Origin of the sequence: Apilactobacillus xinyiensis, from assembly GCF_019656235.1 — a bacterium.
Taxonomy (GTDB): Bacteria; Bacillota; Bacilli; order Lactobacillales; family Lactobacillaceae; genus Apilactobacillus; species Apilactobacillus xinyiensis.
This window is the reverse complement of record NZ_BPLL01000031.1, coordinates 1-22,890: the sequence shown is the minus strand read 5'-3', so window position 1 is coordinate 22,890 and position 22,890 is coordinate 1. Positions and strand designations below refer to the sequence as shown.

The 22,890-nt window shown below is 31.8% G+C and carries 23 protein-coding genes; 10 read left to right on the top strand and 13 right to left on the bottom strand.

Going from position 1 to position 22,890, the window contains the following annotated elements; genetic code table 11:
- Nucleotides 1-89: 89 nt before the first annotated feature.
- The 3 genes from K5Q11_RS06640 to K5Q11_RS06630 all read right to left on the bottom strand — a co-directional run bounded on the left by K5Q11_RS06640 (nucleotide 90) and on the right by K5Q11_RS06630 (nucleotide 4,774).
- Nucleotides 90-410, bottom strand: coding sequence for a hypothetical protein (locus K5Q11_RS06640; RefSeq protein WP_220752177.1), 321 nt, complete (start codon nucleotides 408-410; stop codon nucleotides 90-92).
- A 162-nt stretch (nucleotides 411-572) separates the two neighbouring features.
- Nucleotides 573-2,924, bottom strand: a complete 2,352-nt coding sequence (locus K5Q11_RS06635; protein ID WP_220752175.1) for a BspA family leucine-rich repeat surface protein — start codon at nucleotides 2,922-2,924, stop codon at nucleotides 573-575.
- A gap of 188 nt (nucleotides 2,925-3,112) precedes the next feature.
- Entirely contained in the window at nucleotides 3,113-4,774 is a 1,662-nt protein-coding gene (locus K5Q11_RS06630) for an alpha-keto acid decarboxylase family protein (protein WP_220752173.1), read from the bottom strand.
- 113 nt (nucleotides 4,775-4,887) lie between these two features.
- On the opposite strand from K5Q11_RS06630, the gene K5Q11_RS06625 reads away from it, so the two are divergent.
- The 5 genes from K5Q11_RS06625 to K5Q11_RS06605 all read left to right on the top strand — a co-directional run bounded on the left by K5Q11_RS06625 (nucleotide 4,888) and on the right by K5Q11_RS06605 (nucleotide 8,020).
- Nucleotides 4,888-5,298, top strand: a complete 411-nt coding sequence (locus K5Q11_RS06625) for a MarR family transcriptional regulator (RefSeq protein ID WP_220752171.1) — start codon at nucleotides 4,888-4,890, stop codon at nucleotides 5,296-5,298.
- 167 nt (nucleotides 5,299-5,465) lie between these two features.
- The gene (locus K5Q11_RS06620; RefSeq protein ID WP_220752168.1) at nucleotides 5,466-6,236 is read left to right on the top strand and encodes an SDR family NAD(P)-dependent oxidoreductase; all 771 of its coding nucleotides are present in this window, start codon (nucleotides 5,466-5,468) and stop codon (nucleotides 6,234-6,236) included.
- 20 nt (nucleotides 6,237-6,256) lie between these two features.
- Complete coding sequence (locus K5Q11_RS06615; RefSeq protein WP_220752166.1) at nucleotides 6,257-6,826, top strand: TetR/AcrR family transcriptional regulator; 570 nt, start codon at nucleotides 6,257-6,259, stop codon at nucleotides 6,824-6,826.
- Nucleotides 6,827-6,837: 11 nt separating this feature from the next.
- Nucleotides 6,838-7,161 (top strand): thioredoxin family protein, encoded by a 324-nt coding sequence (locus tag K5Q11_RS06610; protein ID WP_220752164.1) that lies wholly within the window; start codon nucleotides 6,838-6,840, stop codon nucleotides 7,159-7,161.
- A 109-nt stretch (nucleotides 7,162-7,270) separates the two neighbouring features.
- Nucleotides 7,271-8,020: a nitroreductase family protein gene (locus tag K5Q11_RS06605; protein WP_373311505.1), complete on the top strand. Its 750-nt coding sequence runs from the start codon at nucleotides 7,271-7,273 to the stop codon at nucleotides 8,018-8,020.
- 42 nt (nucleotides 8,021-8,062) lie between these two features.
- On the opposite strand, the gene K5Q11_RS06600 is transcribed toward K5Q11_RS06605, so the two are convergent.
- Nucleotides 8,063-9,259 carry an MFS transporter gene (locus K5Q11_RS06600; protein WP_220752160.1) on the bottom strand — a complete coding sequence of 399 codons (1,197 nt, stop codon included), beginning with the start codon at nucleotides 9,257-9,259 and terminating at the stop codon, nucleotides 8,063-8,065.
- A 280-nt stretch (nucleotides 9,260-9,539) separates the two neighbouring features.
- Between K5Q11_RS06600 and K5Q11_RS06595 the strand changes: the two genes are divergently transcribed.
- Nucleotides 9,540-9,863, top strand: coding sequence for a hypothetical protein (locus K5Q11_RS06595; protein ID WP_220752158.1), 324 nt, complete (start codon nucleotides 9,540-9,542; stop codon nucleotides 9,861-9,863).
- Between the two features lie 18 nt (nucleotides 9,864-9,881).
- Nucleotides 9,882-10,367 (top strand): hypothetical protein, encoded by a 486-nt coding sequence (locus tag K5Q11_RS06590; protein ID WP_220752157.1) that lies wholly within the window; start codon nucleotides 9,882-9,884, stop codon nucleotides 10,365-10,367.
- Nucleotides 10,368-10,402: 35 nt separating this feature from the next.
- Here the strand turns inward: K5Q11_RS06590 and K5Q11_RS06585 are convergent, their stop codons facing one another.
- The 8 genes from K5Q11_RS06585 to K5Q11_RS06550 all read right to left on the bottom strand — a co-directional run bounded on the left by K5Q11_RS06585 (nucleotide 10,403) and on the right by K5Q11_RS06550 (nucleotide 17,569).
- Complete coding sequence (locus K5Q11_RS06585; RefSeq protein ID WP_220752155.1) at nucleotides 10,403-11,119, bottom strand: helix-turn-helix domain-containing protein; 717 nt, start codon at nucleotides 11,117-11,119, stop codon at nucleotides 10,403-10,405.
- Between the two features lie 210 nt (nucleotides 11,120-11,329).
- Entirely contained in the window at nucleotides 11,330-11,680 is a 351-nt protein-coding gene (locus K5Q11_RS06580) for a DUF4260 family protein (RefSeq protein WP_220752152.1), read from the bottom strand.
- Nucleotides 11,681-11,775: 95 nt separating this feature from the next.
- A complete protein-coding gene (locus K5Q11_RS06575; protein WP_220752150.1) occupies nucleotides 11,776-13,170 on the bottom strand; it encodes an MDR family MFS transporter in 1,395 nt (464 codons plus the stop codon).
- A gap of 16 nt (nucleotides 13,171-13,186) precedes the next feature.
- The gene (locus K5Q11_RS06570) at nucleotides 13,187-13,621 is read right to left on the bottom strand and encodes a MarR family winged helix-turn-helix transcriptional regulator (protein WP_220752148.1); all 435 of its coding nucleotides are present in this window, start codon (nucleotides 13,619-13,621) and stop codon (nucleotides 13,187-13,189) included.
- A 183-nt stretch (nucleotides 13,622-13,804) separates the two neighbouring features.
- Nucleotides 13,805-14,971 (bottom strand): ArgE/DapE family deacylase, encoded by a 1,167-nt coding sequence (locus tag K5Q11_RS06565; RefSeq protein ID WP_220752146.1) that lies wholly within the window; start codon nucleotides 14,969-14,971, stop codon nucleotides 13,805-13,807.
- 17 nt (nucleotides 14,972-14,988) lie between these two features.
- A complete protein-coding gene (locus tag K5Q11_RS06560) occupies nucleotides 14,989-15,678 on the bottom strand; it encodes a methionine ABC transporter permease (protein ID WP_220752144.1) in 690 nt (229 codons plus the stop codon).
- A gap of 17 nt (nucleotides 15,679-15,695) precedes the next feature.
- Nucleotides 15,696-16,739 carry a methionine ABC transporter ATP-binding protein gene (locus K5Q11_RS06555; RefSeq protein WP_220752142.1) on the bottom strand — a complete coding sequence of 348 codons (1,044 nt, stop codon included), beginning with the start codon at nucleotides 16,737-16,739 and terminating at the stop codon, nucleotides 15,696-15,698.
- A gap of 17 nt (nucleotides 16,740-16,756) precedes the next feature.
- The gene (locus tag K5Q11_RS06550) at nucleotides 16,757-17,569 is read right to left on the bottom strand and encodes a MetQ/NlpA family ABC transporter substrate-binding protein (protein WP_220752140.1); all 813 of its coding nucleotides are present in this window, start codon (nucleotides 17,567-17,569) and stop codon (nucleotides 16,757-16,759) included.
- A 590-nt stretch (nucleotides 17,570-18,159) separates the two neighbouring features.
- Here K5Q11_RS06550 and K5Q11_RS06545 point away from each other — a divergent pair.
- Nucleotides 18,160-19,599 carry an APC family permease gene (locus tag K5Q11_RS06545; RefSeq protein ID WP_220752138.1) on the top strand — a complete coding sequence of 480 codons (1,440 nt, stop codon included), beginning with the start codon at nucleotides 18,160-18,162 and terminating at the stop codon, nucleotides 19,597-19,599.
- Nucleotides 19,600-19,650: 51 nt separating this feature from the next.
- Nucleotides 19,651-21,003 carry an aspartate aminotransferase family protein gene (locus K5Q11_RS06540; RefSeq protein WP_220752179.1) on the top strand — a complete coding sequence of 451 codons (1,353 nt, stop codon included), beginning with the start codon at nucleotides 19,651-19,653 and terminating at the stop codon, nucleotides 21,001-21,003.
- A 37-nt stretch (nucleotides 21,004-21,040) separates the two neighbouring features.
- Here K5Q11_RS06540 and K5Q11_RS06535 read toward each other — a convergent pair whose 3' ends face one another.
- A complete protein-coding gene (locus K5Q11_RS06535) occupies nucleotides 21,041-21,475 on the bottom strand; it encodes a hypothetical protein (RefSeq protein WP_220752136.1) in 435 nt (144 codons plus the stop codon).
- A gap of 95 nt (nucleotides 21,476-21,570) precedes the next feature.
- Here K5Q11_RS06535 and K5Q11_RS06530 point away from each other — a divergent pair, with 95 nt between their 5' ends.
- Nucleotides 21,571-22,791, top strand: a complete 1,221-nt coding sequence (locus K5Q11_RS06530; RefSeq protein ID WP_220752134.1) for an MFS transporter — start codon at nucleotides 21,571-21,573, stop codon at nucleotides 22,789-22,791.
- Nucleotides 22,792-22,890: the final 99 nt, after the last annotated feature.

Below are 22,890 nucleotides of genomic sequence, written 5' to 3'. Positions count from 1 at the left end.
GAATATCGAAATCATTCCATGAAATTAAATATTTAATTTAGTAATAATTGTCTAACTTTTTTAAGGCACTTCATTATGGATACACTTTTTTAAATTGTAGTCATTGAAAATAAAACTGATACCAATAGTATTAAATGAAAAAGATATTTAAAAATAGCATGTACTATCGTAGGCTTATGTTCAAAAATTAATATGTTAGAAACTGTTTGTATAATTAGCAAACAAGCTAATAGCAACAACAAAAAGCTAGTATATTGATATGTATATTGAGTTACAATTGAAACAATTACGACTGTAAATAAACTAATGAAGCCCAATCCAACAGTTAAATGTAGAAATTCCTTTTTAAGTTTTAGTAAACTAAATAAAAAAGTGAAGAACGAATAAATACTAGTTACACATATAATCATATTAAATAACCGCACCCTTTAAAGTAAATTAATATAATATATGGTAACACTTTTATTAGAATATAATGTTAAATTAGCTTGATACATAAGTAAATATTAATATTTAGCAAAAAAGCCATTCCTAATTATTAGGAATGGCTTTAAATGTTGATGTATTTTAGATTAACTTTCCACTACGTTAACAAAACTTTTGTTAGTAGTTATATATTGCCCATTGTCAAGAATATATCTAGTTATGTCATTATTTAGGTGTGCAATATCTTTAACTTTTAATATTGATCCATATTTTATGTGATTTAAACGGATACTTTGATTAAAATTAACATTGTTATAAGTATATACTCCATTTTTGCTTACTACTTTAACTTTTTTAACTCTTTTTTGTTGATAGACACGCGTGTATTCTTTTGCACTTAATATCTTACCATTTTTAAGTTGGAAATCTATTGCATTAGGTGCGTAAGATACTTCATAGTAGTTAAATTTTTCACTAAAAGTTGGGTTTATTTTCATAACTTTAAAGTAAGTAATTGGATTGGTTTCCAAGATTGTGTTAGGTTGATTAAATTCTATATTATCTATAACCTTGATGGTAGCTGTTTTATAAAAAACATTACCAACATCATCTGTATATTCATATGTGACTTGATAGCTACCGACTTTATTAGTATTTACTGTACCAATGTGTTTAACTAAAGATGAATCAATGGGGTTTCCATACATGTCTTTAACGGATGATAAGTTACTTTGTGGATTCCAAATGTTATTTACATATAAGGAAGTATTTTTTGTTTCAATATCAGCTTTACTATTTATAACATTAACATTTGCGGATTGATCAATAGTTTCACCGGCAGCATTTTTATAACTATAAATTACACTATAAGTTCCTACTTTACTTAAATCTGCGTTACCGGATGTAGTTAAATTATTTAAATCTAAAGGATTACCATACATATCAGTAGCATTAATAAAATTATCTTTAAAATTCCATGTTGATTTAGGTCCGGCCACAATTGAAGTGTCTTTGGCTTTTATGTTAGTTAAGTCATTTTGCCACACATAAGTTCCGGATGGAACTTTTCCACTAGTTAATTCTGCTGAAGTGTATTTATTTCCGTTATTATTACCGTTGATAATCCATTTTCCACTATATTTATTATTTTCATTATTAACATCTTTTGGCACGATTTCATTTAAACTAGCATTATTAGATAACTTAGTTAATTGACCTAATTTTAATTCTTGAATACCAGGCATATAGTATAGATTACCTTGTTCATCACTTACTAGTACACCTAACGTATTGCTCAACATCCCATTCATGCTATTTACATTTGTCGTATCAAAACTACCTAGGTCTAATTTCTTCAAACTAATATTGTAACCAAACATGTAGTCCATATTATTAACCTGACTGGTATTGAAATTACTCAAATCAATGGACTGCATATTGTAGTCACCGTTAAACATATATTCCATATTTTTAACTGATTTAGTATTTAACTGATTCAGACCATCAATATGATTAATTGATATCAGACCGTTGAACATATAGCTCATATCATTAACATTGCTGGCATTTTTACCAAAATTACCCCCAACATTTAAGTTAGACAAGTCGTCAACTGAGAAAAACATGTAACTCATATTTTTAACGTTAGATGTATCCCAACTTGAAACGTCTAATGTTGATAATCTACGATCATTGGCAAACATACTACGCATATTAGTAACGTTAGATGTATCTAAATTATTACTATTATTTAGTGATTGCAGGTTTGGAAGATTGGCAAATAGTCCACCACAGTCAGCCGGTAGTTTTAATTTATCGTTAAAATTAATTTGTTGAACATCATTTTGAATTTCAGTGTTACTATTCCAAGGTGCATTAATTGAATTATCAACTTCACCGCCACTAATATCTACAATTTTGTGTTGGTTATTATAAGTCCAATCGGCAGTTCCCCATTTACCATTAATATTGTCCGTATCTTTTTCAGGCTCATTAACTTGAGTTCGAGGTTGAATATCTTGATGAATATTTTCGTAATCTTTATACGAACCATTAACTGGATGTACAGTTTGCGAATTATCAGCAGCATTGTTACTTGAATCCACTATTTTTTCATTAGAAACGGATGAATCATTTGCGGGTATTTGTACTGTGTTAGTAGCTAATTTACTACTTTCTAAGCTATCATTTTTAGTATTTATATTATTATTGTTGGCATTATTTTTATTTTCTTGGGAGCTAGTTTTTTGTTGTGGGTCAGAATTATCCAATTTAATCGCTTGTTGTTCTGAACTATCTTTATTATCATTTTCAACTTTGGTATTTGCCTGAGTGGTTTGGTTGTTTTGATCAACATTACCCGCACTTGATGTTTTACTATCATTTATAGAATCAGCAAAAATAATATAGTCACGATTGCTAGCGATAAAAGTTCCTAATGACATAGATAAGAATGCTATTCCACCTGCCATAAGCAACTTTTTATTTTTAATTGACATAAGAAAACATCTCCCCGTGGATATAATTATATAGCTTTTGTGAATAATTTAACTACATACTCTCATTATAGTTTCATTTATGTATATTAATAGTTTATAATCTTTATTTATTTAATAATTAACATTCTTTATATTTAGTTAATTTTTTCACAAAAAAGCCATTCCCAATTATTGGGAATGGCTTTTTATTAACCTTGGTTTTGTTTTTCGAATAATTTTGCGGTTTTCATTAATTGTTCTGGAGCATCTTTCATCCCCATGTTAACTTGCACAACAACTAATTTATCAATTTCTTGATTAGCTTTATCCATAGCATTAATTAATTCTTTTTCCGTATTAACATTAATAAAATCATATTCATCATCATTAGCACCAAAAGCTTGAGGAATTAAGTCATATCTTAACTTAGGTACGTCATTATATGATTCATTCATTCCATGAATTACTCTTTCAACAGTATAGCCACTGTTTTCAATAATGAAAATAACGGGTTTGATTTGCTCACGGAAAGCTAAACCGAATTCTTGAATCGTTAATTGTAGTGAACCTTCACCAGTAGATAATACCGTACGACGATTAGGATTAGCAATTTGACTTCCTAAGGCTGCTGGGAAAGCATATCCAATTGATCCCCATAGTGGTTGACCAATAAAGTTAGCCCCTTTAGCTAGTGGTTGACTAGCTAAACCGAAAAATGAAGTTCCTTGTTCAGCTACTAAGGTATTGTTACCTTGAATAAAGTTTTGCATTGCTTGATTATAAAAGGCTTGAGTTAATGCATTGTCACTAGCACTAACCTTTTGGCTTAATTTAGGAGTTTCAACTTTATCCCACGTATGATTTAACTTTGTATCTGCTAGTTTGTTGATGATGCTGACAAAATCAGTTTCACCAATAATGGTTTCACCGTAAATGTCACTACCATTAGCACTGATGGTAATGGTTTGGCTAGGATCAAATTGTTGTGTAAATCCACCAGTTACAGAATCAGTTAATTTAGTTCCCATTAGGATAATACTATCAGCTGATTTAACAAAGTTATTAATTGCATCATCAGAAATGGAACCATTATAAGTTCCTACAAAATTAGCAAAAGTTTCATCAATAGCCCCTTTACCAAGCCCTAAGTCAACGACGGGAAGATTATTGTTCAAAGAAAAACTTTCAACTGCTTGACCTAAATTAAAACGGTCAATTTCATGTCCCACTACGATAACTGGTTGCTTAGCTTTTTCGATTGCTTGGCTGAGTTTTTGCACAGCATGGTCTACATTAAAGCTATGTTCTACAAACAATTCACTAATGTTAGCTTTAATGGCAGGATTAACTGGCATATTTACTAAATCACTAGGTAAAATCATGTATGCTGGTTTTTTAGTATAATAAATATATTGAAGTGTTTCATTGATTTGATTGATTGCATTGTTAGCGTTTAAACGGGTTACTTTTATACCTAATTGTTCATGGGCAGCTTCAAAGCGTTTGAATTCATGGTCACCTAAAGTGTGATGAACTAAAGCACCATTGTTTTGAACTTTATTAGTTGGTGCGCCCACAATTTCTAAGATGGGAACATGTTCAGCGATGCTTCCAGATAGTCCATTAATACCACTTAATTCCCCTACTCCAAAAGTAGTTACAAAAGTGGCCATTCCTTTTTCACGTGCATAACCATCAGCAACATAAGATGCATTTAATTCATTAGCATTACCAATCCATTGCATGTCATTACGATGAGTGATGTGATCTAGGAATTGAAGGTTATAATCACCAGGAACTCCAAAAATTTCATCTTCACCTAAATGTTTAATTACATCCAATAAATAATCTGATACAGTATATTCAGACATGTTTACACATTCCCTTCAAATTTAAATTAGGTAAACTTTGTTGACCTATGTTAAGTAGTATATACTGTATAAAATAAAAGGTCAACTAAATTGACGTAAAAAGGAGTAGAATTTTGAATAACGAAAAAAAATTATCAACGATTTTCTTTGCATATCAACAATTTGCGGCAATGATTGATTTAAAAAAATATGATCTAACTAAAAATCAGCACCGAATGTTATACATTATTTATGCATTGGACAATGTTAGCATTAAGGATATTTTGAATTTATTAAACATTTCTAAACAAGCAGCAAATGTTAGTTTGCGTGATTTAATTAGTCGCAATTTAATTACCGAAAGCAAATCTTCAGTTGATAAACGAATTAAAATTTTAAATCTTACAACTGAAGGTCAACGTTTAAATGAACAAATCAATCAAGAGCAAATTGCATTGTTAGATGAGTACTTTGTGGCAGCCGATAATGACTGGCAAAAAGTAATGGAGAAACTGGCAGATAGTTATATTCATAGCTTAAAGTAAAAAAATGCTACCTAGGAATTTTTTCTAAGGTAGCTTTTTTATTATTTATAAATCGCTATTATTAAAGGGTTCAAATCACATTTTATAAATTTTGAAGTTTTTTTGTTGACATTCTACCTACCGATAGGTAGAATAAGTTTCATAAATTAATTAAGGAGATGTTTTAAATGAAATTTGTAAATAAAACTGTAATTATAACTGGAGGCGGATCCGGTATAGGTAAAAAAGCTGCTGAATTATTTGTAAAATTTGGTGCCAACGTTATTATTAACGGTCGTAATGATAAAAAGCTACAAACTGCTGTAAATGATATTGATCCATCTGGTAAAAAAGTTTCTTATGTGAGTGGAGATATTTCATTACCTGATACTTCCAAAAAGCTAGTAAAAAAAGCAATTGAATTATTTGGTTCGGTTGATATACTTGTAAATAATACTGGAAAATTTGTTCCTACTGATTTTTTGAATTATCAACCAGATGATATTCAATCATATTTAGATACTATAGTTAAAGGAACAGTTTATCCTTCACAAGCAGTAATTCCTGAAATGAAAAAAGCTGGTAAAGGAGTTATCATCAATACTGGTTCAATGTGGGCATTAAATCCGGTAGAAGCTACCCCTTCTGCTATTTACTCTGCTGCTATGGCAGCTAGACATGCTTTAACTAAAAATATGGCTTTAGAATTTGCTAAAGATCAAATTAGAGTAAACGCGGTAGCCCCTTCAGTGGTAGAAACTCCAATCTATAATAATTTCTTATCAAAAGATGAAGTTAGCAAGGTGCTAAATTCGTTTAATGATTTTCATCCACTAGGTAGAAATGGTCAACCGATAGATGTTGCTAATGCTATTTTATTCTTGGCCAGTGATGAATCTGCTTGGACAACAGGAGTTATTTTGCCTGTAGATGGAGGAGTGACTTCCAGAATAAGATAATTAAGGTGGATTAATCATATATGACAGTCAAAGAAAATACTAAAACCAAAATTATAAAAGCATCAATGAAACTGATTCAACAGAGAGGTTTTAATGGCTTTAGCTTCTCAGATGTCGCTGAAATCGTGGGTATTAAAAAAGCAAGTATATTTTATTACTTTTCACAAAAAGAAGAACTAGTTTCAGCTGTTTTGTCATACTACTCAAAAGATTTTTTTGTTCGCTTAAATACTAATTCTAGTGATAATAATTTAGAAAATATTTTGAATAATTATTGTGAACTTTATGCAAACAATTTAAAAAATGATAATTGTATTTGTTTATGTTCAATGTTAGCCCTTGAGTCTTTTGGTTTAGGCAAACAGTTAATAACGCTAGTAAATGACTTTTTTAAGCAAAATATTAAATGGATTTCAGATCAGTTACTTAATTTTGGTTTTTCGGAAAAGACGAGTCATAGCATTGCACAACATTTTTTTATAGCAGTTCAAGGCACACAATTAATTGCTAAAAATTGTTGCAATTCTGATTATTTCATGCAAAATATGAAAAACGAAATTAAAAATATTGTTAACAAATATGAAAATTGAGGAATATAGTTATGAATAAATTTATAGAAATAAATGATGAAAACTTTAAAGAACACACTAGTAATGGATATGTTTTAGTAGATTTTAGAGCTGATTGGTGTCCACCTTGTTTAATGATGGATTCGGTTATGGAAAAAGTTATTGATAATAATGATTTTAATGACATTAAATTTTTATCAGTGAACATTGATAAAAATAATGAAGTTGCTAATGAACATGATATATCTAGTATTCCAACTTTCTTATTAATGAAAGATGGAAAAATTATGAATAGATTGACGGGTTTGCAAACTACTACAAACATGTCAAATGTACTATATGATTTAATTAAATAATTTAAAAGGTAAACCTAATTTAGGTTTACCTTTTTTATGTGCATATTTTAAAATAAATTAACTGATTTATGTTAATATCTTACCAAAATAACAAATAAGGGTGATAGTTTTGGAAAATCAAGTATTAGATACATTGTTTAATCATCGTTCGATTAGAAATTATCAAGATAAAAAATTAACTAATCATCAAATTAGTCAACTGTTGCAAGCTGCACAGCAAGCTTCAACTAGTCAATTTGAGCAACAGTTTAGTGTAATTAGTGTTACTGACCCAGCAAAACTGCAGGTTATTGCGGATGTAACGACTTATGACTTAGTTAAAAATGCTGGTCATTATTTTCTATTTGTTGCGGATCAACACCGTAACTCACAAATCTTAAAACATATTGATCCAAATGTTGATACTATGAATTTACATTCCACAGATAAATTATTGGCCAGTATTCATGATGTCGACTTAGCTTTACAATCAATGCTAACAGCTGCGGAAAGTATGGGCTTGGGTGGCGTTATTATGGGGAGTATTTATAATAATGTTGATAAAATTATTGATACTTTTAAATTGCCAGAATTGACCTTTCCAGTTTTAGGATTAGCATTGGGCTACCCAGATGAGAATCCTGAAATTAAGCCGCGAATCACTTCTGAAATTATTCATTATGAAAATGAGTATAATGACCAAATCGACTATAATGAATTAACTAACTATGATAATCAAGTACATGCCTATTATGCTAATCGTAAACATGGTGCACGTGAGGAAAGTTTTACGCATCATTTAATGCATGACTTAAAGCAGAGTCCAGTTCGAAAGGGAATTTTACCAGCGTTAAAACGTCAAGGCTTCTTGAAGTTTTAATAATAAAAACCGTTTAGAAATTTTCTAAACGGTTTTTTTGTGTTATTTAATAGTTTTAGTCGTTTTGTGTAGGCATAAAAAATTGATTAAAGCGATAACCGTAGTAGCGGCAAATACACCACGATATCCACCCACCAATACTACGGCTGATCCAATCATTGGACCTGAAACATTACCGGCAGCTTGAAAACTTTGATTCCAGCTAAAGACTTGGCTAATTCGTTCTTTAGGACTGTATGTAGCCAGTAAAGCTTGTACTGCTGGTAATAAAGCTGCATCGGAAATTCCTACTAATAAGCGCATGGCACCTAGTTGCCAAACATTTTGTACAAAAATGGTTATGAAAAATGGCAACATTGAAAATAATACACCGAACATCAAAATCTTATGAGAACCAATTTTATCACCTAAACGCCCGAATAGTGGCGCTACCAAAATCATAGCAACCCCATTTAGTGCTTGAATAATCCCGGATACTAAGGCGATATTATGTGAAGTGGGATCTAATTGACGAACGTATAAACTCAGAATCGGTGAAATTGAATTGTTAGTAGCTTGCACGAATAAGGTAGTTAAAAACATGCCCATTAAAATAGGAGCTGTATCAATTCCACTAAGAAAATGTGGTTGTTTATGATTACTTTGAGTTTTTACTGGTTCAAAGTTTTCATGAACAAAAAAGATAGTTAATACAAATGCGATGGCCATTGTAATTCCGGTAATTACAAAAGTATAACGATAACCAAATATTTCAGCAATAATTCCACCCACCATGGGCCCAATTAGCGTTCCAGAAACATTACCAGTGGATAATTTACCCGAAGCATGTCCAATATGTTCCTTAGGGGTTTCAGCAGCAATTAAAGCATTTGCATTGCTGATAAATCCAGCAAAAACACCTTGTAGCAGTCTTAAAATAATTAATTGCCAAGCGTTAGTTACTAAGCTCATAGAACCAATAACGATAGCCATTCCGAGAGATGCTCGTAGTAACATGGGCTTACGTCCGTAACGGTCAGCTAGATATCCCCATAATGGCGAAACAATCATTTTAATTACGAATGGTGCCGCAAATGCCAAACCACTATAAATTGAAGTTTCAGTTTCATTATAGTGCCCCATTTGTCCAATGAATAAGGCAATAAAAGGACTGATACAACTAAAACCAATCCCCACTACAAAGGTTCCAAACCATAACACGTTAAGATTTTGTTTCCAATTAACTTTACTTGAAACCAATTAAAAATTCATCTCCTAATGTTTTGATTTAAATTTTAGTGTGGTTATATCAAACCATTATGCGATTAATGAATTATTAAATCAAGCATAGAAGATTATAACTTTGAAGTAATTTATTAAGTAAATTTCCAAAAGGTTAATTTCTTTAAAACCACCCTTTTTATTATAAAAATTATATCTAACATAATTTAAAAATAATGCATATATAAAAGAGTTATGATTTAGTTTTAAACTATGTTAAACTATTTAAGTTAAATTATTTTATTTAGGGGGAAATATATTGAAAATCAAGAAATACATAACATTAGCTATGGCTTGTTTATCTTTATCATTATTGTTAACTGCTTGTGGAAAATCATATCAAGGTAAGTATAAAGACAAGCATGGTGAAACTTTAAACATTCAAAGCAATAATAAAGTATCAATGTCTAAAGATAGTGTAACGGTTAATGGTAAGTACAAACAATCAAAAGACAAAATCACCATGACTTTTTCTGCTGATGGCAATAAAACAACTTTAAATGGTGAATTAGATAAAAATAGTAATCTATATGTTTCTAATCCAGATGCAGATGGAAGTTTGAAGTTCAACAGAGTTAAATAATCTTAGGAGTGAAATACTTTGCGTAATAAATATTTGATTAGTTTTTTGATCGTATTTTCTATAATGCTAACTTTTGTTGGCTTAGAGGAAAATGCTAGTGCTAAATATGTTAACAACCATACTACCCTAACTGAATTAAGAGGAGCTTGGTATAATTACGCTGGTAAAAATAAATGGAGTAAAATAGTCGTAAATAAGCATTCTGTTAACTTATATATGTATTTTGAAAACACTCTACATGCATATAGCTATAGTTTAAAAAATAATAATTTAAACATTACTAATTTGAACGGTAAGAAGAATGTTTATTCATTTTATACAGGAACTAGTCACGCTACATCTAGTTCTGAATACTGGTTATCAAGACAAAGAATACATGGTAAAAGAGTTATGAAATCATACTATAACTCAGGTTATTTTGAAGTTTGGAATCGAAATAAGATTAAGCACAACTATTCTTATAATTACGATAAACCAGATTATATCAGTCAAATAGGAAAATAATAAAAAAGATTACCAAGTTTAATTGGTAATCTTTTTTACTTGAATGGATTATTTGTTTTAGTATCAAAGTCTTTATCATAGTATTTAGGACCTACGTTATCCCTTATCATTTGTGGAATTTCATCGCGACTTATTAAACGAGCACGTCTAACATAAGAGCCCTTATATTCTACATATGCGTAGTTCATCCCTCTTTTGGGGATTTCACCCACTGAAAAAGTAAGCCATTCACTGTCACCAAAAGGTGAATGGGTAACTTGAGCTGTAATTGGTTGGGGAAAAGCAATGTTTTGTTTTACTTTTTTTCCATTAGTATAAGTTACGGTACCCTTTATATTTTTAGTAGGTATTTTTTCGGGTAATACAGCATATCCATAATGATATGGAATAAATGGATTTACACGGTTCAATAAATCGTTGTTATTATATCTTCCCCAACTTAACAACAATAAAAAAACTATAAATAATCCAATAAATGATGAACTAATTATGAACCATAGTTTATAACGTTTCTTTAATTTAACATCTTTACTAATTGATCCAATTGTTTTGAGATTGTCGTTTTTTAACAATTCATCCAAAGAAATTTCCAATTCATCACTAATGTCATTTAAAGTATCTAGATTAGGAATAGTTTGGTCGTTTTCCCACCTTGATACAGTTTGACGCGTAACGTGTAATTTCTGTGCTAGTTCACTTTGACTCATTCCAACTTTTTCACGTTGGGTTTTAATTTTGCTAGCTAAATTCATATACATCCTCCTTCATTTATGAGTATTAATTTAAATGAAAAAGGTTGTTATGACAAGCAACCATCGTGTTACATAGGGTGTTACATATATAATGAATCATTATATTTGCATGTTTTTAGACAATTAGTTATCTTTCTTTGAAATAAACAACGTTTTAAGTTAAAAACAAAAAATCCCATAACGGTATGCTACGAGATTTTTTATAGGATATTAATTGTCCATACGATCAATATTAGTGTGTTTGAAATTGTCGGTATACTTTAGGCCATATCCTAAACTACGATCCATAAGTATATGCATGAACCAAATTAGTAGCCAAAAAGATATATCCTGATTTAATAATAAAAACATAATTAAGATTATCGTTGGAAAAATAAAACTATGCACTGCGTTATAAGTGTATGCTCCAATTTTTGTATTAATTAAATATCCAATTGCACTAATGTCGGGAACTAATATTAATACGACTAACCAAATCCATGAAAAGTTATATTTATAAAAATATAGAAATAACAACATTATCAATAGCAATGCATATTCTATTTTGACTAATTTTTTCAACTTATTTTCGCCCTTCTTTCAACGGCTTAAGCTTAACATTATTTAATTTATTTATATATAAAAAAGAGTTCTTGGTTAATCAAGAACTCTCTCTTTTATTTATTTCGTTTTAGTTTTAAAGATAATCCAAATCCAGCGATAGCAATTAATAGCATGAAAATGAAAGCTGAATGATAACCATTGCTAAGCGTACTGATAGATGTGTGTTCTAAAGTATTATTACCCACGATTAAAGTTACAATTAGCATTGATAAAGCGGTCCCTACTGAACCACCAACTTGACGAACAGTTGAAGATACAGCATTACCATCAGCGCTTAGTTCATTAGGCAATGAGTTAATACCATCAGTGAAAGTATTCATCATAATGAATGCCACTCCAGTTAAACGGTATGCATATACGATAGCAATCAAAATGATGTTGGTATGGGCGTTGAAGAAAAGCATGGGGATGGTTCCAGTTAATAAAATAAAGAAACCAATCAATGAAACTTTACGAACACCAACTTTATCGTAGAGTCCACCAGCTAGAACGTTACAAATTCCCATTGCGATAGCACCAGGTAACATTACTAAACCAGTTTCTAAAGCTGAAACTTGAGTAACATTTTGTAAGTAAAGCGGTAAAATTAATTCAATTCCTACTAATGCGATATTACTTAAAGTACTTAGTATGGTATTAAGATTAAAATTATGATTTTTAAAAATGTTCATATTTACTAATGGATTATCAATGTTATTTTGACGATGTATAAATAGGAATAACATTAAAATTCCCACTAAGACTAGTACGATGCTACTGAAAGAAATTTTTCCTTGTTCACCGACTTTAGATAGTACATATAAAACAGATCCAAAACCGATAACTGATTCCATGAAGGATAGCCAATCAAGTTTAGTTTTTCGAGTGTGAATTAAATCACGCGCAAAGATTAAAGCTAAAACAATAACTATAACTGTAGCCACAGCCGGGATGATAAATAACATGTGCCAACTGTAATGCTGTAAAATAATTCCCGCTAACGAAGGTCCAATGGCTGGTCCTAAACCAACAACTAACCCCGTTAATCCTAATGCCATTCCACGTTTTTCGGGTGGAAACATTACTAACATAATATTTTGTACGAAGGGCATCATAGAACCAGCAGCGATTGCTTGAATCAATCGTCCAATTAGCAGCATAGGAAAATTAATAGCGCAAGCACTTACAATCGAACCAACTAAGAAAATAAATAACATCCCAATGTAATTAAATCGAGTATTAAAATTGTTAAAAACCCATGATGAAATTGGAATCATTAAACCCACTACCAACAAAAAGCCTGTGGACAACCATTGAGCCATTGCTTGTCCAATTTGAAAGCTGTCCATGATAGTTACTAAAGCATTATTTAGGAAAGTTTCTGATAACAAGCCAATAAATGATCCAGCTAAGAAAAGTCCCATTAATATGGTACGATTGTAGCTATTACCTTTAATATCAGTATTCATAATTAACTAAGCTCCTTTATTTTAAATTTTTAATGATTTGACTGGTAATTCTTTGTAAATCATCAATGTCTTTATCGTTTAAACCTTTAGCGGCTTTAGCTAAGGTATCAGACAAAATTTTTTCTAATTTTGATTGATTTTTCGATAATAGTTGTTGACCTTGTTGAGTTAAAACTACTTGAACTTGTCTTTTATCTTCTGGGATAGGACTAGTTTTTACAAAACCAGATTTAATTAGTCTTTTTACGGTTCCTCTAGTTGTAGAATGACTAATGTTTAGGTTTTTTTCTATGTCAACTTGTTTAGTAATCTCGTTTTTATGATCATCTAAATAAAATAAAATTATAACTTGATTTCCAGTTAAATTTTTATTGATTTGACTCGTTTGATTATCTAAATTTTTAGTTAACAATATATCAGCAACTTTTAAATTAGGGAAAAAGTTTTTCATTTATTTTTTACTCCTTATCATTTTTTACAATGTGTACCTTACTACAGTTTTTAAAATGTGTAAAGCGAAAAAAACAGTTTATCTTTTTTAGACAAACTGTTTTTTAATTTTAATTATATTTTTTATTATCTCTTATGATGTTAATCTATTTTCAACTATAACAAATTTTTATAGATCACGATTTTATATCAAATACTTTATGGTAATTTTTTTATAAATATCAATAAATTCTAAATAAGATGCTATATCAATATACTCATTAGTTTGATGTGCGGTATTATTACCTGGGCCAAGCACGAGTGCATCAAGATTAGGATTTTGCTGCGTAAATTGGGATGCATCGGTGCCTATTGATAGCGCCTTAATGGGACAACAATCATTCGTGAATGCTTGTAAAACGTTTTGACTAATTTTAATAATTGCAGCTTTAGGACTGGTTTTAACAGGATTTCCACTAAAATTAACCGTTAATTTTAATTGCTTATTAATATCATTAGCATTAAAAGCATCTACTAAAGATTGTAAATCATCTATAATCTGCTGATTAGGTAACTGGGGAATTGTTCGTACCATCACCTGTTGATATGCATAATCTGGGATGGAATTAACTTGTTGACCACCATGAAACACGTCGGGGGTATAAATGGTTGTGCCTAACTCATCATCCCTAGTTTGAAATTTTGTAAATAATTGTCGTTCGGCGTTGCGGTATTCGATTAATTGATCAATGGCGTTGATACCTTTATCAGGAGTTGAACTGTGGGCCGCTTTACCAAAGCTTTCGACTGTGTATATCAAAGCTCCTTTATGAGCATTCACTAAATAGTGTTGATTATCTTGTTCTACTCCAAAACCAGTGGGTTCACCTAGAATAACTGCATCTAAATCGTTAACGTAGCCTAATTTAGATAAATAGTTAGCCCCACCCTGAGTTAGCTCTTCTGAGATCGTAACTAATAGTTTTAAACTGCCACTTAAGTTAACTTGTTCTTCATGTAACTCAATCATAGCAATCGTCATTGCCGCTAAGCCAGCTTTCATATCGGTGACTCCGCGGCCATATAAATTATTGCCCTTGACAGTTGCTGTGAAAGGGTCAGTGTCCCAAGCGCTAATATCGCCTTCATGAACAGTATCAGCATGACCGGCAAAAGCTAACTTATGACCATGGTTATGCCCAATTTCTGCAACTAAATTACTACGGTTATCAAATTGGGGGATTATTTTATTTTTGATACCATACTGATTGAGCAATTGACTTAGATACCTGGTAAGTTCAGCTTCATTAGCTGCGACGGTTTTAATATTAACTAATTGTTTTAAAATATCTAATTTTTGCTGTTTATCCATATTAAATGCATCCCTTATTAATTAAAGTTTTCATGATCAGTCGCTTTAGCTAAAATATCACCGACTATTTGAATAATAAACACTAGAATTAAAATGAGAATTAGTGATACGAAAGTAACGTCGTTTTGAAAACGTTCATAACCAATCATTACAGCTAAATTACCAAGGCCACCACCGCCAACTGTTCCGGCCATGGCAGTTAAACCAATTAAACTGATTAAAGTTAAGACTGATGAACGAATGATTTGTGATAACCCTTCTTTTAAATAAACTCGAAAAATAATACCAAATTTAGATGAACCCATTGCGGCAGCTGCTTCGACAATTCCATAATCCACATCTAGTAAGGCATTTTGAATTTGTCGAGCATAAAAAGGAATCACAGCAATGATTAGTGGCACAATTGCAGCAGTAGTACCAATGGCAGTTCCTACTACGATTCTGGTAAATGGTGCAATTACTGCTAGTAATACAATAAATGGAATTGAACGAAACAGGTTCACGACTTTATCTAATATATTATAAAAAGGTTTATTTTGAGCAATCCCATCGGGACCGGTAACGACTAATAAGACACCAACGATTAGGCCAATCAGTCCACCTACGATAGCGGTCAAAATGGTCATATATAGGGTTTCCCAGGTGGCTTGGATAAAATCTGGAATAGAGTTAGCAACATTTGGTAAATATTTGGCTATTAAATTCATAGATTGAACCTCCTTTGCTATTTAATTTTTGAAAAATCAATTTCATTAAGGCTAATTTGATTGTCAGCTAAATATTGTTTAATTTCTTCAATACGGTTTAGTTGACCATCGATAGTAATAATCAAATTACCTAGTGGAGTACCTTGAATAAATTCGATATTGCCATAGATAATACTGGCTGAAATACCAAAGCGATTATATAGATCGATAATGAAGGGATGCTCAGCTGATTCACCTAAATAGGTTAACTGAAATAGTCGATTGGTTTTTGATAGCTCTTGAAATTTAGTTTGTTGACTAAGCGTTTCAATTGCATTAGTAGAGTTGTTAGTTGTGTTGATAAAATCTTTAGTCAGTTCGTTTTTAGGATTGCTAAAGATGTTTAAAATGTTATTTTTTTCTACAACTTGTCCAGCATTCATTACAGCAACTTTATTACATAATGTTTTTACTACATCCATCTCATGGGTAATTAATACGATGGTAACGCCCAACTCTTGGTTGATTTTTTTCAACAATTGTAAGATTTCTTGGGTGGTTTTAGGGTCCAAAGCACTAGTGGCTTCATCACTAACTAAGATGCTAGGATTGTTAGCTAACGCCCGTGCAATCGCGACACGTTGCTTTTGCCCACCGGATAACTGTGCTGGATAGGCATTTTCTTTGCCTTGTAGGCCGACTAGCCTAATTAACTTTTGGACGCGAGCTTTGCGATTCTTAGTCTCAGTATTGAACATTGGATAATAGACGTTTTCGGCAATCGTTCTGGAATTCATAAGGTTAAAATGCTGGAAAATGAATCCAACTTTATGTCTTAAATCGCGTAATTTACGTCCTTTTAATTGATTAACATTTTGATTTTCTACAATAACTTGACCTTTGGTGGGAACTTGTAGGCGATTAATAACTCGCACTAGAGTGCTTTTTCCAGCTCCCGAGTAACCAACGATGCCATAGATATCCCCCTTTTGAATATCTAATGAAACGTTTTTAACTGCTTCTAACACTTTGTCTTTTTGTTTAAAAGTAATGTTAATATTCTTTAAACTAATTTGAGGCATTTAAAATTCCTCCTTTATTACCATTTCGCGTCCCATGCAGGGATGTATTGACCTTTATATACTTCAGCAATACGTTTTTTGTTAGCTGCTGATTGATATGCTTTAACGATTTCTTGATACTCTTTTTTGTTCTTTTCGTCCTTATTAGTGGCAATTAAGTTAATGTAGGGTGCGGAATCTTTATTTACTTTTTCTTTGTAAATAACATCTTTGGCATTTAATTTAGCATCTAATGCATATCCAGCATTTACAATTGCGCCATCTTGATCACTTAATGCACGTGGAGTTTGCGCTGCATTTAAAGGATTCAGTTTCAAGTTTAATTTATTAGAAGTAACATCTTTAACAGTTGGTAGCGGTGTGTTCTTTAGCGTAATTAAACCGGCACTCTTCAATAGGTATAAAGCACGACCTTCATTAGTTGGATCATTAGGTAATGCAATTGAAGCTCCCTTTTTCAAATCTTGAATGTTTTTAACTTTGGTGGAATAAAGTGCTAATGGTGAGAAGAAAGTTTTACCAATTGAAACGATGTTTGAGTGATGGGCCTTGTTCCAATTATCTAAAAAGGCCTCATGTTGAAATGAATTTAGATCAATTTCATGATTTTGTAGAGCTGCATTAGGTTGTGAATAATCGGAAAATGAAACTAATTGTAAATTAATGCCCTTATGTTTTAATTCTTGAGCAATTGGTTGCCAAATACGTTTATCACCACCCATGATACCGACCTTGATAGTTTTACTAGAGCTGCCACAACCAGTTAAAACGGTTAATGGTAATAACAATAAAATACTAATTCCAACAATAATCTTTGTGATTTTTTTCATAAAAAATCGCTCCTTTAATATATATTTATAAATTTAGAAAATAAAAAAACTCCGTCCCTAGACTTAATCTAGAAACGGAGTTCCGTGGTACCATTCTAATTTGATAATAGCTTACACTATTACCCTCACTTAACGTCTGTAAACAAACGTGTGCAATTAATAATGGTTGCCACCCCATCACTGTTTAAATATCAACAGTGCCAAATCACAGGCCATATTCGTCATATTCGAGTCGATCTACTCACAGCAATACATAGATTTTCTGAACCGTCTAATAATGATTACTCTCCTGATTATCTTGTTTATTTTCTGTATTTATTAACTTGTCTAATATCATACAATGTTTTTAATTAAAGTCAACACTTATTTTAATCTTTTTTTAATTTAAAATGTGTATGTTCATTTATCTTCATTATATAACTAAAAGAATGCTATATGTATTATATACATAATATGACTTACATTAGAAAAAGATTAGAAAATATATTGACATTCTCATTTAAAATACGTTAATATTACATAAATTCAAATATTATTATGTTGTTTACATATTAAAATTTGATAAAAGTGACGAAATAGGAGTGATGTTTATGAGTCGTTTGACCGATAAAATGTTTAGAAAGGAAGACCCGAATGTCTATCAAAATAAAGATTCACATTTAGTAAGAAGTTTAACTACTAAGGACTTTCTTGCTTTAGGGGTCGGAACAATTGTATCAACTGCAATTTTCACTTTACCGGGAGTGGTGGCAGCACAACATGCTGGCCCTGCCGTAGCGTTATCATTCTTAGTCGCCGCTATCGTTGCTGGAATCGTTGCCTTTGCGTATGCTGAAATGTCTTCGGCAATGCCATTTGCTGGTTCTGCATATTCATGGATCAACGTAGTGTTTGGAGAATTTTGGGGCTGGATTGCCGGCTGGGCATTATTAGCAGAGTATTTTATTGCCGTGGCGTTCGTAGCGTCTGGATTATCTGCTAACTTTCAAGGATTAATTGCTCCGTTAGGCATTAAACTTCCCAATAGTTTAGCAAGTGCTTCTACTGGTTCTAATGGTGGATTAGTCGATGCATTTGTATTGATTATTATTGTAATGGTAGCCTTACTACTTGCTAAAGGGGCTTCACAAACTGCTCGTGTAGAAAACACCTTAGTAGTTTTAAAAGTTTTAGCAGTTCTAACTTTTATTGTAATTGGGTTTACTGCTATTAAAGCTAGCAACTACGTACCTTTCATCCCTAAATACCATGTTAATCCAGATGGTTCAGCATTTGGTGGTTGGCAAGGTATCTATGCTGGGGTTTCTGAAATTTTCTTAGCATACATTGGATTTGACTCCATCGCTGCTAACTCTGCTGAAGCTAAGAATCCAGGTAAAACAATGCCTAGAGGAATCCTTGGTTCATTAATTATTGCGGTAGTATTGTTCGTAGCAGTTTCATTAGTGCTAGTTGGAATGTTCCACTACACTAACTATGCGAACAATGCTGAACCAGTTGGTTGGGCACTACGTAATAGTGGACATGCGATGATTGCTACAATCGTTCAATCTGTAGCAGTTATAGGAATGTTCACAGCCTTGATTGGAATGATGCTTGCAGGTTCCAGATTGCTATACTCATTTGGACGTGACGGATTACTACCTAAATCATTAGGTCAACTAAAACATAACTTACCTAATCGTGCTTTGGTAGTATTAACAATTATTGGAATTTTGCTAGGTGCATTCTTCCCATTTGCCTTTTTAGCACAACTAATTTCAGCTGGAACTTTAATTGCTTTTATGTTCGTTTCAGTAGGTATTTATGCCCTTCGTCGACGTGAAGGTAAAGACTTGCCTACTCCTAAATTCAAAATGCCCTTCTACCCTGTTTTACCAGCTTTAGGTTTTCTAGGTTCATTGGGGGTTTTCTGGGGACTAGATTCACAAGCTAAAATTTATTCACTTGGTTGGTTCGTATTTGGAATGGTTATCTACTTCGCTTATGGAATCAGACATTCCAATGCTAAAGTTTCAACTAAGGATTAATAAAATTTAAAATCAACAACAATAACGTAATGAAATAGGTCGGTGATTTTTATTCATAAATTAACAAAAGCTACCAAACTAGTAGACAAAGAAAATAATTATTATGCACATGCTTCTCGCATTAACTACTATGATTTAGTGATTGATCATGCGCATGGAGCAATACTATCCGACGTTGATGGTAATGACTATATTGATTTATTAGCTAGTGCATCAGCTATTAACGTTGGTCATACACATGCAAAAGTCGTTGAAGCAATTGCAGCGCAAGCTAAAAAGTTAATTCATTATACACCGGCATATTTTCATCATGTTCCAGGAATTGATTTAGCTAAAAAGTTAACTGAAATTGCCCCGGGTGATACACCCAAGATGGTTAGTTTTGGTAACTCGGGTTCCGATGCAAATGATGCTATCGTTAAATTTGCCAGAGCCTATACTGATCGTCAATATATCGTTTCGTATATGGGTTCATATCATGGTTCAACTTATGGTTCGCAGACTTTATCAGGAACTAGTTTGAACATGACTAGAAAAATGGGTCCAATGTTGCCAGGTGTAATCCACGTGCCCTATCCAGATTTGTATCGTCGGCATGCAGGTGAAACGGAACATGATGTTGCCATGCGATGTTTTGAAGCTTTTAAACAACCATTTGAATCCTTCTTACCAGCTGATGAAACAGCTTGTGTGATAGTTGAACCAATTCAAGGAGATGGCGGAATTGTAAAAGCTCCAGATGAGTATATGCAACTAGTATATAAATTCTGTCGTGAGCATGGTATTTTATTCGCCGTTGATGAAATTAATCAGGGATTAGGTCGAACTGGTAAAATGTGGGGAATTCAACAATATCAAAATATTGAACCAGATTTAATGTCAGTCGGTAAATCTTTAGCTTCTGGATTACCACTAAGTGCAGTCATTGGAAAAACTGAAATTATGCAGAGCTTAGAGGCGCCTGCGCATTTGTTTACTACTTCAGGCAATCCTATTTGTGCAGCTGCTTCGTTAGCAACGATTAAAGTTATTGAAGATGAACATTTAGTAGAAAAATCCGCTGTGGATGGAGAATATGCTAAAAAACGTTTCCTAGAAATGCAACAGCGTCATCCAATGATTGGGGATGTACGAATGTGGGGACTAAATGGCGGAATTGAAATTGTTAAAGATACTAAAACTAAAGTGGCTGATAGTGATGCAGCAACTAAAATTATCTACTACGCTTTTAATCATGGAGTAGTAGTAGTTACCTTAGCTGGAAATATTTTGAGATTTCAACCTCCATTGGTAATCACACATGAACAATTAGATCAAGCGTTGAAAGTACTAGAAGACGCTTTTACAGCAGTCGAAAAAGATGAAGTATCTTTACCTGATAATTCAAATAAAATAGGATGGTAAATAAAAAGGATAACTTTATAAGTTATCCTTTTTTAAATCATTTATTAATAGGTCCATGCTCCGATGCATTTCCATTGTATTTACCACCGGAATATAGATAAATTCTCAAATGATTTTTATGGCTATATTTTCTTAAGTTTAATTTTTTTATCTTTTTGTTAGTGATTAAAAATGTTTCTTTATATTTATTTTTATTTAATGGTGTGATTAAAATCTTTTGAGAATTTATTTTTTTAACTAGATAATGGTTATTATGTTGATCACTAATTAATAAACTATTTTTATTTTTTCTGATTTGATGCGTCTTATCATTACTTGATGGCGTATTTTTTATAAAGTATTTGTAAGCCTGAGAATAAGTTATATTTTTGCTGCTATCATTTGTTGATGCGTTAATGTGTGTTGTCATAAATGGTATGAATATAGATAAAAATAATATTAGGTAGATATGTTTGAATTTTATGAATTTCATTATATAATCCTCCATTCTAATTATATTGATTTTATCACCATTAAAAATAAATAGTTATATAAATGTTTTATAAATAATTAAGGGAGTTGAAATAAATGAAAATGTTAAAAAACAAAGCAGTTTTAACGCTTACTGGTGGTGACATATTTTCTACGATTGGTATTAGTATATTTAATATTGTATTGTTAATGTATGCCAAGGAATTTACAAACGCCAAACTTATGGTGACAATCGTATCGATTGCTAGTATCTTACCGGGGGTCTTATCAGTTATAATTGGTCGGGTATCGGATATGACACACTCTAAAAGCAAGTATCTAGTATTAACTAAGTTCATTCAGGCTACTATGTACATAATTTTAGCTAACATTATTGATAGTCAAACTGAAGCGGTATTCTATGTAGTTATATTAATTAATATTTTTTCTGATATGATTGGCTCGTATAATAGTGGTTTGAGATTGTCAATTATGAAACAAAAAATTCCCAGTAGTTATCGCCAGCAAGTTATTGGATTAAATCAAAGTGTAGGGGCTTTACTGCAACCGGTAGGACAAGCAATTGGTGTAGCTATTTTAGGTGCGACACATAACTACGCTTTAGCTGGATATATAAATGCTTTAACTTTTATGTTAGCAGCACTAATCTTAATGTTAGGTTATCGCAATATCCACACGGTGGTTCCACCAGTAAAGGTACAGCATAAAAAAGGCTTCGTATTGAAAAACATTCAAGCTATTATCGGCAAAACTTCTGGGATGCGCATCGTACCCTTTTTAGCAGTTATCTTACTGATGAATGCGATTGGGGCCAGTATGGATACCGTTTTGAATTTGTTCCTATTGACTAATGAACATTTGACTTCGTTGTCCTTTGGAGTAGAAATTTTATTGGCTACCATAGCCTTTTTAGTTGGGATTGTTTTAGGTGGCGTAACAAATGTAAAGTTACTTGATCAAATGCCATTTCGTTTGATGGCATTCTTTCAAAATTTGTTTATGATTTTATTGTTTTTAAATTTTATGTGGCTTAGAAATTATTGGATAATGTTAATGTTGTTTTTTGTTTCAGCATTTCTATCTAGCAAAGTTAATGCAAAAATTAATGCACTAATTATTGAAATGACTGAACCGGATATGTTAGCTACAGTTGATGGTACCCTATCAAGTATGGCGATGATTGCAGTACCAGTAGGAACGATTACGGTGGGATTACTATATAACGCTTTTTCACCATTGGTTACTTACGTTTTCTTTATCAGTGTATTAGTTATTTCACTATTGTGCTTAATTAGTGCTAAACAAAAGATTCAGTAGATGAAAAAAGGATTACATCATACTGAAGTGCCTTAAAAAAGTTAGACAATTATTACTAAATTAAATATTTAATTTCATGGAATGATTTCGATATTCAAT

What these genes read in the sequence shown, in the direction of transcription:
- K5Q11_RS06640 (WP_220752177.1), bottom strand. Translation starts at nt 410, where the DNA reads ATGATTATATGTGTAACTAGTATTTATTCGTTCTTCACTTTTTTATTT.
- K5Q11_RS06635 (WP_220752175.1), bottom strand. Translation starts at nt 2,924, where the DNA reads ATGTCAATTAAAAATAAAAAGTTGCTTATGGCAGGTGGAATAGCATTC.
- K5Q11_RS06630 (WP_220752173.1), bottom strand. Translation starts at nt 4,774, where the DNA reads ATGTCTGAATATACTGTATCAGATTATTTATTGGATGTAATTAAACAT.
- K5Q11_RS06620 (WP_220752168.1), top strand. Translation starts at nt 5,466, where the DNA reads ATGAAATTTGTAAATAAAACTGTAATTATAACTGGAGGCGGATCCGGT.
- K5Q11_RS06615 (WP_220752166.1), top strand. Translation starts at nt 6,257, where the DNA reads ATGACAGTCAAAGAAAATACTAAAACCAAAATTATAAAAGCATCAATG.
- K5Q11_RS06610 (WP_220752164.1), top strand. Translation starts at nt 6,838, where the DNA reads ATGAATAAATTTATAGAAATAAATGATGAAAACTTTAAAGAACACACT.
- K5Q11_RS06585 (WP_220752155.1), bottom strand. Translation starts at nt 11,119, where the DNA reads ATGAATTTAGCTAGCAAAATTAAAACCCAACGTGAAAAAGTTGGAATG.
- K5Q11_RS06575 (WP_220752150.1), bottom strand. Translation starts at nt 13,170, where the DNA reads ATGAATACTGATATTAAAGGTAATAGCTACAATCGTACCATATTAATG.
- K5Q11_RS06570 (WP_220752148.1), bottom strand. Translation starts at nt 13,621, where the DNA reads ATGAAAAACTTTTTCCCTAATTTAAAAGTTGCTGATATATTGTTAACT.
- K5Q11_RS06565 (WP_220752146.1), bottom strand. Translation starts at nt 14,971, where the DNA reads ATGGATAAACAGCAAAAATTAGATATTTTAAAACAATTAGTTAATATT.
- K5Q11_RS06560 (WP_220752144.1), bottom strand. Translation starts at nt 15,678, where the DNA reads ATGAATTTAATAGCCAAATATTTACCAAATGTTGCTAACTCTATTCCA.
- K5Q11_RS06555 (WP_220752142.1), bottom strand. Translation starts at nt 16,739, where the DNA reads ATGCCTCAAATTAGTTTAAAGAATATTAACATTACTTTTAAACAAAAA.
- K5Q11_RS06550 (WP_220752140.1), bottom strand. Translation starts at nt 17,569, where the DNA reads ATGAAAAAAATCACAAAGATTATTGTTGGAATTAGTATTTTATTGTTA.
- K5Q11_RS06545 (WP_220752138.1), top strand. Translation starts at nt 18,160, where the DNA reads ATGAGTCGTTTGACCGATAAAATGTTTAGAAAGGAAGACCCGAATGTC.
- K5Q11_RS06535 (WP_220752136.1), bottom strand. Translation starts at nt 21,475, where the DNA reads ATGAAATTCATAAAATTCAAACATATCTACCTAATATTATTTTTATCT.
- K5Q11_RS06530 (WP_220752134.1), top strand. Translation starts at nt 21,571, where the DNA reads ATGAAAATGTTAAAAAACAAAGCAGTTTTAACGCTTACTGGTGGTGAC.